Here is a 1,195-nt window from a genome sequence, read left to right on the forward strand (position 1 = left end):
CGAAGAACAATACCGTCTCATCATGGAATGCCGTCAAAGTGGATTGACAGATCATCAATGGTGTGTGGAACATGATATCAAGCCAGGAACTTTTTACAACTGGGTAAAAAGACTGCGTCAGAAAGGTTGTGTGGATTTGCCGGCGTCAACTGGACGCACCTATCGCGCACCAGAAAGCCAGGAAGTTGTCAGAGTGGAGTTTCATGATACTGACCCGATTCCTTATGAACAGCCATTAAATGTAATTCCGGCAGCTACGGAGAGGAATAACTTTTCCGTAGCAGAGTCAATGAAGCTGTCTGTAGGCAGCTTTCATCTAACAATACCAAATGGAACAGATCCTCAGCTTCTGGCTCAAACGCTTCGAATTGTGAAGGAGCTGGAATGTTAGGGGATATCACAGCCGCCGATGAAATCTATATCGTAACAGGCAGAACGGATATGCGGAAATCCATTGACGGGCTGTGTGCCATTGTAGAGGATCAACTCCATATGGATCCAAGGCGAAGTGCCCTGTATCTTTTCTGTGGAAAACGTTGTGACAGGATCAAAGCTTTGCTCTGGGAATCTGACGGATTTGTGCTGCTGTATAAACGTATGGAAGTTCAGGGCAGATTCCGCTGGCCCAGAAATCAGCTGGAAGTAAAACAATTGACCTGGCAGCAATTCGACTGGCTCATGTCCGGGCTTGAAATCGAACAACCCAAGGCATTCAAACCTACGGAATGATCGCGTAAAACATCTATGCCAACCAACAGAAACGGAGGGGCTTCTCACCCTGTATCATGTCTGAAATCCCTTGTAAATGCTGGGTTTTCTGCTTCTTTTTCATTACTTTTTATGGTATAATAAGAGCAGTGAAAAAGGAGCAGAAAACATATGGCTGGCAATTCAAAAGATTCAAAAATCCTTGCGTACAAGGACATGATCAACCAACTGAATAAGACGATTTCCACACAGACAGAACGGATCCAGTCTTTACAAAAAACATTGGAAGCAGACCGGCTGGAAAAAGAAAACCTTCGTCAGCAGATTGAATATCTCACGAAGAAACTTTTTGGTACTTCCAGTGAAAAACGGAAAGATATCGATGGCCAGTTGAATCTTTTTGATGAAGCCGAGCAGGAAGCAGACCCAACATGGGAACAGGAACTTCCTGATGACATCACTGTTCCGGAACATAAGAGAAAAGCAA

The 1,195-nt window shown here is 44.4% G+C and carries 3 protein-coding genes; all 3 read left to right on the top strand.

Going from position 1 to position 1,195, the window contains the following annotated elements; all coding sequences use genetic code 11:
* On the top strand, positions 1-391 hold a 391-nt coding region (gene tnpA / locus DW769_RS16215; RefSeq protein ID WP_147398870.1), incomplete at its 5' end, for an IS66 family insertion sequence element accessory protein TnpA.
* Complete coding sequence (gene tnpB / locus DW769_RS16220) at positions 385-729, top strand: IS66 family insertion sequence element accessory protein TnpB (RefSeq protein ID WP_009246070.1); 345 nt, start codon at positions 385-387, stop codon at positions 727-729. The genes tnpA and tnpB, both read left to right, overlap by 7 nt.
* Positions 730-879: 150 nt before the next feature.
* Positions 880-1,195 (top strand): transposase (locus DW769_RS17020; protein WP_243105481.1); only part of this gene is annotated, 316 nt, incomplete at its 3' end.

This window comes from Blautia sp. AM29-29 (genome assembly GCF_003480555.1).
GTDB classification, from domain to species: Bacteria; Bacillota; Clostridia; order Lachnospirales; family Lachnospiraceae; genus Fusicatenibacter; species Fusicatenibacter saccharivorans.